Annotated in this window: 6 protein-coding genes; 2 read left to right on the forward strand and 4 right to left on the reverse strand. The window is 38.8% G+C overall.

All coding sequences use genetic code 11. The features are described from left to right. Positions 1-2,290, reverse strand: a 2,290-nt coding sequence (locus AC1DG9_RS19470) for a tetratricopeptide repeat protein (protein ID WP_477635070.1), incomplete at its 3' end; no start/stop codon positions are given. A 98-nt stretch (positions 2,291-2,388) separates the two neighbouring features. Continuing rightward, a complete protein-coding gene (locus AC1DG9_RS19475) occupies positions 2,389-3,285 on the reverse strand; it encodes a cyclase family protein (RefSeq protein WP_288880339.1) in 897 nt (298 codons plus the stop codon). A 175-nt stretch (positions 3,286-3,460) separates the two neighbouring features. On the opposite strand from AC1DG9_RS19475, the gene AC1DG9_RS19480 reads away from it, so the two are divergent. Then, positions 3,461-4,462, forward strand: coding sequence for a pentapeptide repeat-containing protein (locus AC1DG9_RS19480; protein WP_288880342.1), 1,002 nt, complete (start codon positions 3,461-3,463; stop codon positions 4,460-4,462). 138 nt (positions 4,463-4,600) lie between these two features. Then, complete coding sequence (gene xth, locus AC1DG9_RS19485) at positions 4,601-5,383, forward strand: exodeoxyribonuclease III (RefSeq protein ID WP_337715039.1); 783 nt, start codon at positions 4,601-4,603, stop codon at positions 5,381-5,383. Here xth and AC1DG9_RS19490 read toward each other — a convergent pair. Then, complete coding sequence (locus tag AC1DG9_RS19490) at positions 5,376-6,809, reverse strand: arabinose isomerase (RefSeq protein ID WP_477635071.1); 1,434 nt, start codon at positions 6,807-6,809, stop codon at positions 5,376-5,378. The genes xth and AC1DG9_RS19490 overlap by 8 nt on opposite strands. 9 nt (positions 6,810-6,818) lie before the next feature. After that, positions 6,819-8,182 (reverse strand): glycosylhydrolase-like jelly roll fold domain-containing protein (locus AC1DG9_RS19495; protein WP_477635072.1); only part of this gene is annotated, 1,364 nt, incomplete at its 5' end.

Consider the following 8,182-nt stretch of genomic DNA (forward strand, 5'->3'; position numbering starts at 1 on the left):
TTTCAAATTCTGTTCGTGTATCAGATGCATTTGATTCGTACGCTGTATAGAACCCTACATAAAAGGCATTGCGCTGTACTATTTTTTTTGATAAACCTAAAAACCCACTTTCTATATCCTGCCACTCTACAAGCTCGTACCTTATCCCTAAATCCTCAGATTTCAAATGGATATAAAAAAACGAATCGTATATCTCTTCAATTTCAGTTCGCTTTTTTCTAAGCTCAAAACCAATATACATGTCTTTCTCTACCCAGGCAGATGAAGAAGGCATTTTATTATTGGTAACCAAATTCAACATCTGCTTTAAATATTTGACATTTTCTTCTTTTGCCTTTAAAGGATAGTCCAAAATTCTTTTAGGTTGAGTTTTATAGAGCGCAACAACTACCTCATCAAAGTTCTGCCCCGCGTTTATAATATTCAAATTACTCTTAGCATCGTTCACTACGTCGCGTATATAGGCTAATTGAGTATTTGCAAATTTCTCCGTAATCAGTTTAAAATACTTTTGAGCTTCGTTTTTGTCGTTTAAACCCAGATAGGCATGCGCCATAAAATAATATTTAAAACTCTCCGCTTTTTCGCTTTGCATTTTTTGATAAGCCGGATTGCTAAATAAATCACTTACATAGCTAAGACTTTGATTATGCAAACCTTTAGCCATTAAAAAGTTGAAATACACAATAGCCGTATCCAAAACAATACTTACAATAGTTTTATGCTCATCTCCGCTTTCTTCAAATTTTCGGATGGTTTGCTCGTAAATTTGTTTTGCTTCTTCATATTTTTCCGATTGTCGGTAAGCAGTTATGAGGTAGAACATCACTTGATACCATTTTTCTGCTTCCAGAATATTTTTGTAATAATCGAAATTAGAAAGCACTTCCAGACAGAATTTTTCAAGGTTCAGGTCATTTTCATTTCTCCATGAAATTTCCATTCCATTATCTAAGTTTTCCCAGAATGGCGAAACCTGGTAACCCTGCCAATGTATGTCTGAAGCAAATTTACACTCGTCGTTAAGGTAGCTTTTATGCTGATACCAGGATACTTGTTTAATTACAATACCCAGATTATTGCAAAGCATTGCAAAAGTGTGTGGCTCATTGTTAATAGACAAACCCTTATCACTATTAAAGTAATTGTTAAATGCTTGGTAGCCGGCCAGACCATATTTTTTTGCCGTTTCATAATACATCTGGGCCGAAAAATGATCATTTTTATCCTGTGCCTCGTTGCCTTTTTCCAGATAGGTAGTTAGTATGTTATAGCAAATTGCACCATCGGGATAAATTGGAAAATCGATACTTCGTAAATCGATATTTAAATCTTCGGCTGTATCATAATATCTTTCGATGGCTAAATCTTTTACCTCCTTAACTATCTCATAATATTTGGTCAGATTATCGAAGCCTTTTTTTGCATTCTTATCATTAAAGTAATAGTTGTTGCTCAACATCCTCCAGGCTATGGCATTTGTTGGATTTTTTTCGGTTTCATTAATAATAACGGGCAGATACTTCGCCACAAATTCCTGACGGTTTTTGTACCCAAATTCTGTTGGCATCTCATATGCAGTAGGGTAAAATAAATTAAATAAATTCCAATGCTTATTTAATTTACCCCTGTTAAACAACTCCTCTATCTTTTCTGTATAGCCTACACACTCCAGAGGCTCTGCAAAATCAAAATGTTTAGACAATAACTGTTCTGCCTCATCAAACCTTTCCAGTTCCAGTAAAAGTAATCCACCCTCATAATTTCTGGATACCATTTTTGGCGCATGTTTAAACGATTTCAGGTAATAATCAATCGCTTCGGTCTCATCTCCTTTTTCTTGATGGAGATAAGCCAATTTATGATAAGTATCGCCAAAAGCCTGGTCTTGTAAGGCACGATTGTCTTTTATGCCACCAACATCAATTAGTTTATCTTCTAACGTTTCAATAGCAATATCATTTAATGATAGTTTTTCCAGGTAAATATAAATTAACCAATCATACGCCTGAAGTCTGCTAGTTATATCACTACTCGTATTTAGTATAAGGTTACAGTCTTCTTGTATGGCAGATGTATTGCTAAAAACAGGGCTGTTATTTATTCTTATTCGCCATAATAATGCTTCAAAATGATTTGGCTCTTTGCTTAGTATGGTTTGAACTATTGCCAAAATATTTTCGCACGTATTTTTGTTTTCAATATCTGATAATAAATCGTCTTCTTTTGAAAAATCAAGTGTGTTGTATAGTGCTATGATGTGGTTGAGTTCGTCTGAGAATTTATTCATTGATGTGCATTATAGGTATCGGAAGTACAAAGAAATAAGTAAAAAGATAAAAACAAAATTTTGATTAAAATAAAATGCTCAGACAGTAAATATAACCACTAATCAGGTTTGGCCAGTTTAGCCATTGCCCTTACTGGAAAGGTTCCAACGCCTTTGAATTTCGGAGGAATTGCACTAAAAGTAAAACCTTCGGCAGGTAACAGGTACAAATTGCAAAGATGTTCCACAATTAATATTTCGGCGCCTAAAAGTGTAGTATGAACAGGTCTTGTTTTTCCTTTAGTGTTATCTATGTTATGAGAATCTATACCCACTAATTTAACACTGCAATCTTTTAAATATTTGGCAGCCCCTTCTGTTAAATAAGGATGATGCTCGTAATATTTTTCCGTATTCCAACGGCTATCCCAACCGGTATGAATCAGAACTGCTCTGTTTCTGATTTCGTAATTTTTTAAGTGTTCTTCAGTTATTTCCAGCGTGTCAGAAAAGGGCACTCGTATTACAATTGCATCGAGGTCTGTAAAACATTCTAACCCAACTTCCGAGAGGTCTTTCCCATCTTCAAATCTATGAAAAGGGCAATCTATATAAGTACCCGTGTTGCTTACCATTTCAATTTTCCCAATTTGAAACGTGGTTCCCTCTGCATAAAGCGCTTTTGAGTTTTCCCGGCTCAAATAGTCACAAATAATGGGCGCTGGCAATCCTTTGTAAGTTACAAGCCCATCTTCAATAGTATGACTCAAATCAATGAATAAATCTGATCCTGCCTTTTCATTAACGGGTTTGCGCTTGTGTACCTCGTTAAAAATTTCTTTATTCAGAATTTTGGTTTGCCCAACCATCAGCAGTCTTAGATCGGCAACAATATAATCAGCAAGTTCTTTATCAGAAATGTGATCACCAGCTATGTCTAATCTAAAATCTTCACCTTTTATGCTTCCTCCGTTGGTAAAGTATATTTCAAAATCAAATTTTACTCTTTTGTCCATTATCTTTTAATTTTTGTTTGTTCCTGTATAGCAAATTTAGATTTTTACTACTTATAGTTGTMAATAACAACTAGAAGTAGCATAAATACAACTATAAGTTTATGTATTTTGTTGATTCGGGAAATGCATCCAAATACCTTTGTAGTGTCCAAAAAATAATAAAAAGATAGTACCTATGTTAAGCACAAAAATGATCGGTAATAAAATTGCCGAAGCACGAAAGAAAATAAATACTTCTCAAGTCCAGTTAGCTCAACTTCTGTTCATCAGCCCCCAGGCAGTCGGAAAGTGGGAGCGCGGAGAATCAATGCCAGACATCACTACTTTTAATCGTCTGGCTGAAATTCTTGGTGTTGACCTTAACTATTTTTCAGAAAACTTTCAGTCTGGAGCTATTGAAGTGCGACAGGCTGGAACGCCATCCGAAAAGCAAGGGAGAAAACTTAGCTGGGATATGTCGCAAGGAAATTGGGTTGATGCTGACTTTTCAGGGTTGAAAAATCTACATGAAAAATTCAGTTCATCTAACATGCAGCGTTGCAAATTTATCGGTTCGGATTTATCAGAACTTCTTCTGAAAAGCAACAATCTTGACAGCTGTGATTTTTCAGACTCCGACATCAGCAATAGTCAAATTCGGGCCTCCAATTTAGACAACAACCTATTTAAGAACAGTTTTCTGAAGGAGGCTAAAATTTTGAAAAGCTATATCAGATACTGTGATTTCTCAGGTTCCGATATCAGCAGCAGCCAAATCCAGAGCTCCCACTTAAGTAACAATTTATTTAAAGGGTGTGCTTTTAAAGAAGCTGAATTTTTAAAAAGTCATTTAGAGGGCTGCGATTTCTCGGGTGCTGATTTTACGGGCGTGAGTTTCAAATCGGGAGGCTTCGAGAATAATAAAGTTTCAGATACAGTGTGGAATCGTACCTCTTTTATTGATACACATATAGCTGATATTGTTTTTGATGGCACACTGGAGGATTGTTATTTTGAAAACTGTGTTTTTGACTGGGTAAAGTTCCAGAATGCGACACTTACCAACACTTTCTTTAAAAACAATACATTTAAACGGAACCGGATTCAGTTTACAGACTGTAAAGCAGATCGAATAACCTACGAATTCCTGAAACACGGAAAAGCAGATTTATCCGGTATTACTGTGTTATCATCATAAAAGGGATCGTCATCTCGACGATAAACTACCTGTCCTTCAGCTTTGCCTCAGGAGAACTAAAGCAATGCTGGCAATCCAAAAAAATTAATATTTTAAACTTTTGCATTTAGTTAATGGTTAAGCTTAAATAAACTTGATATGAAAATTGCTACTTACAACGTAAATGGTATTAATGGTCGGTTACCCGTACTACTTCGCTGGCTCGAAGAAGCGCAACCAGATATAGTATGCCTGCAGGAGTTAAAAGCGCCACAGGAAAAGTTCCCCGAACAAGCCATAACAGACGCCGGCTACAATGCCATATGGCATGGCCAGAAAAGCTGGAACGGGGTTGCAATCCTTGCACGGAATCTGGAAATTAAAGAAACCAGACGAGGGCTTGCAGGCGACCCAGAGGATTTAAACAGCAGGTACATTGAGGCCTTTATAGCTGGGATAGTTATTGGCTGTCTTTATTTACCAAATGGAAACCCTGCTCCGGGACTAAAATTCGATTATAAACTGGCTTGGTTTGAGCGCTTAAAACTCCATGCCAAAGCCCTTCTGGATTTTGATATACCTACAATACTTGTAGGAGATTATAATGTGATGCCCACAGAACTTGATGTGTATAAGCCAGAACGTTGGGTTGATGATGCGTTGTTCAGACCCGAAGTTCGCGATGCCTTTAAAACCCTGGTTGAACAAGGATGGACCGATGCATTAAGGACATTACATCCAAATGAGAAGATTTATACGTTTTGGGATTATTTCCGCAACGCCTACAGCCGTGATGCAGGTTTACGGATAGATCACTTCCTTTTAAGCCCTCACTTAACCAGTCGACTCAAAGCTGCAGCGGTCGACCGTCATGTTCGTGGATGGGAAAAAACAAGTGATCATGCTCCCGTATGGATTCAATTAGAAAATCATCTTACTTAATGTGTACCACATCCAAATTTAGTATGTCACCGAGCTTTTTAATTTTTGAGGCAATGTGTMCCTTTCCTATCGCGCAATGGTGGGCAGGGCCTTCCTGATTCCAGGCCTCTACAAAGTTCCTCGCACCCGAAGAAAATTTATACCTGCTATTGGTATTTCCGATCTCCAGAATCGGACCTGCAACTGATTCTGCTTCGGCAACCAGTAATTTCAGTGTGCCCTTGCCGGTTTCTAATACTGATAATAGTGTAACCGGGCCATGGCTAACAGACATTTCTACCGATAAGCCATGCCCCACCTTACCGTGATAAACTTTTAGCGGTTTAACTTTTATTTTCCCTTCTGCTATTTTAGGATGGCAGGGCCCATCATGCCCCATCATCACTACATCATCGTTAAAATCCATTGCGTAATACTCAGTAAAAGACCCCCCCGCACCAAAACTGTCCATGATCTTCATGGCCTGCACATTTTTAATTTCATATTCGCCGGCTACCGGAACGTGTTTACCAGTAAGCAGTGAATTGCCCAATATCACAGAGGTAACCGTATTTTCATTTTCGGCGTTACCAGTGCCTTTGTGGTAATAAGCAAATGAGCCCAGATCATACTTATCAACCAGTTTATCCAACGCCACAGCAGTTTTAGCTGCCCGATGCAGTTCTTCTGCTAAACAATCGTCCTGAACATCAAATTCAGTTTTAATTTCAGTTAGTTTTTCTTCGATTTCTGTGTCGGTTACGCTGGTTCTTAAAGCCGACAATTCATCAACTTCCAGAATTTCTATGTGCCCGCCAAATGTTGCACACTGAAGGGTAAGATCGGTATAGATGTCGAGCATCCCTCCGTAATAATTACCCATCACACCAAGCCGGTTGTACTGCATCGTTCTGGCTACTTGCGCTGCCTGTATCCATTCTTGTATTTGCGTCCAAACATGTGCATCATCATAAAGCAGCCCCGTAACCTGAAAAAAGGGGATATTACTACGACGGAATACATTTGCAATTTCGGGCACTGAGCACGAAGAACAATAAGCCAGCCACTCCCCTGTCATAGCAGTCCTGCTTTCCATGCTGTTAAAGCTTTTATAATCAATACTAGCCTGTGGGGCTAGATTAAGAACAATTACCGGCACACCCGCCTTTCTTACTACTGGCAGCACAGTTGATGACAGTGCGTAGGTTGTTGCATATAGAAATATCAGATCAACATCCACTTGCTTAAATTTTAAGCCAGCATCAAAAGCTTTTTCCGGTGTGTCTATCAGGCCAAGGTTAACAATTTCGGCATCAAAAGTTTCCATGCTTTTTGCAACCACCTCAATGTATTCAGTTAGCCGTTGTTTAAGTCCCGTAAATTGATCCCAATATGCTTGCAGACCTATACCAAATAATCCTATCCTGACCTTAGATTGTTTATACATTATAATATTTTATTTTTTTATAGTTTCCTGAATGATGGTTACCGGGCCCATAAGTCCTGATTCTTGTAAAGGAGAGTCGGCATTGTACTGTTTGGAAGTGGTAAAAGTATATCTTCCGCTTGTACGAGGCTTGTTATTCAATAGCCAATCTGGCCATTTATCATCCTTAATTCCATCCTCAGGTTTTTTTTCATCACCAATTAGCCTGTTGCCCCAAAGGTTCACCACTTCAATTTTGAGCTGGTTGTTTTTTGCCTGCAAATGGTTAGAGATGTCAATTTTCCATGGAGCAGTCCATACTATACCAATTTCTTTTCCATTTAAGGTAACACGGGCCATATTCTTCACCTTTCCAAGCTCCAGATATATCGGTTGTTTTAGGTTTGCCTGCGGAAAATGGAAGGTTTTATGATAGGCAGCCGTACCAGAATAGTATTTAATTCCCTCCTCTTTATTGGTAGTCCAATCAGATAGTTTATCAAATGTAGTGCTTGCAGGCCCTCCCCATTTAGGGTCAAATTTAACCTCCCAAGGCCCATCGAGCGTTACAAGTGTTTTTGTTAAAGTTTCCTTTTTTGTTTTTGATGCCAGCCATTTGTTCTCTTTAGAGAACATAATAAAACAGCTTTCATAGGCATCCAATTGCAAAGGAATAGTAGTAACCTGGTGATCTGTTTTGAAGTCATTTAGCTGAATCCGTTTCCCGGTAATGGCATTCCATAATTCAGGGGATCCTTGCACACTGCGGAACCTGCCATCTACTTTTATTGGTTTGTTTTGTGTGTTCGACAAGAAATAAAGGTCCCAGTTGCTTCCTGTACGGTGGGTATACCTGATGTCATCGGCAACGAAATCTTCAACTAAGTTTTCTGATTTTAAAATATCAGCAGTAAGCTCATACCGCGGGTATAAATTATCAATCCGGCTGGCTAATTCGCCACCCCAGATCAGGGTACCTTTGCCATAAGTTCTTTTTGTTTGCGCTGCAGGTTTGGTTACAGAACCCCATATGGTTTCACTTAATGCCAATACTTTTTTGTCGCAATCAGGAAAGCCACTCAGACTTGGAGATCTTAATGGTGGGCGACCTACTACGGTTGCTCCTTGCTTTACCAGTTCCCCAATTTTGGTAAGCAGTTCAGGCGTCATTGACTCGTAAGCCGGCAGCACAAGTAAGCGGTAAGATGCTCCGCTTGGGAACACTACATTTTTGCCTTTTACAGAAGCTTTCATGAGCTGTAATGGCGAACAACCATCGAAATTGTATTCTTTTCTGTTACCAATCGTATCGCCCTGAATTGCTGACGCTGGCGGCAAGAAAACATGCGGAGCGCCTTCTGGGGTCATGTATAAAATATCGGCCACTGTACGCC

The organism is Pedobacter sp. 05L430, assembly GCF_056397585.1.

What these genes read in the sequence shown, in the direction of transcription:
- AC1DG9_RS19475 (WP_288880339.1), bottom strand. Translation starts at nt 3,285, where the DNA reads ATGGACAAAAGAGTAAAATTTGATTTTGAAATATACTTTACCAACGGA.
- AC1DG9_RS19480 (WP_288880342.1), top strand. Translation starts at nt 3,461, where the DNA reads ATGTTAAGCACAAAAATGATCGGTAATAAAATTGCCGAAGCACGAAAG.
- xth (WP_337715039.1), top strand. Translation starts at nt 4,601, where the DNA reads ATGAAAATTGCTACTTACAACGTAAATGGTATTAATGGTCGGTTACCC.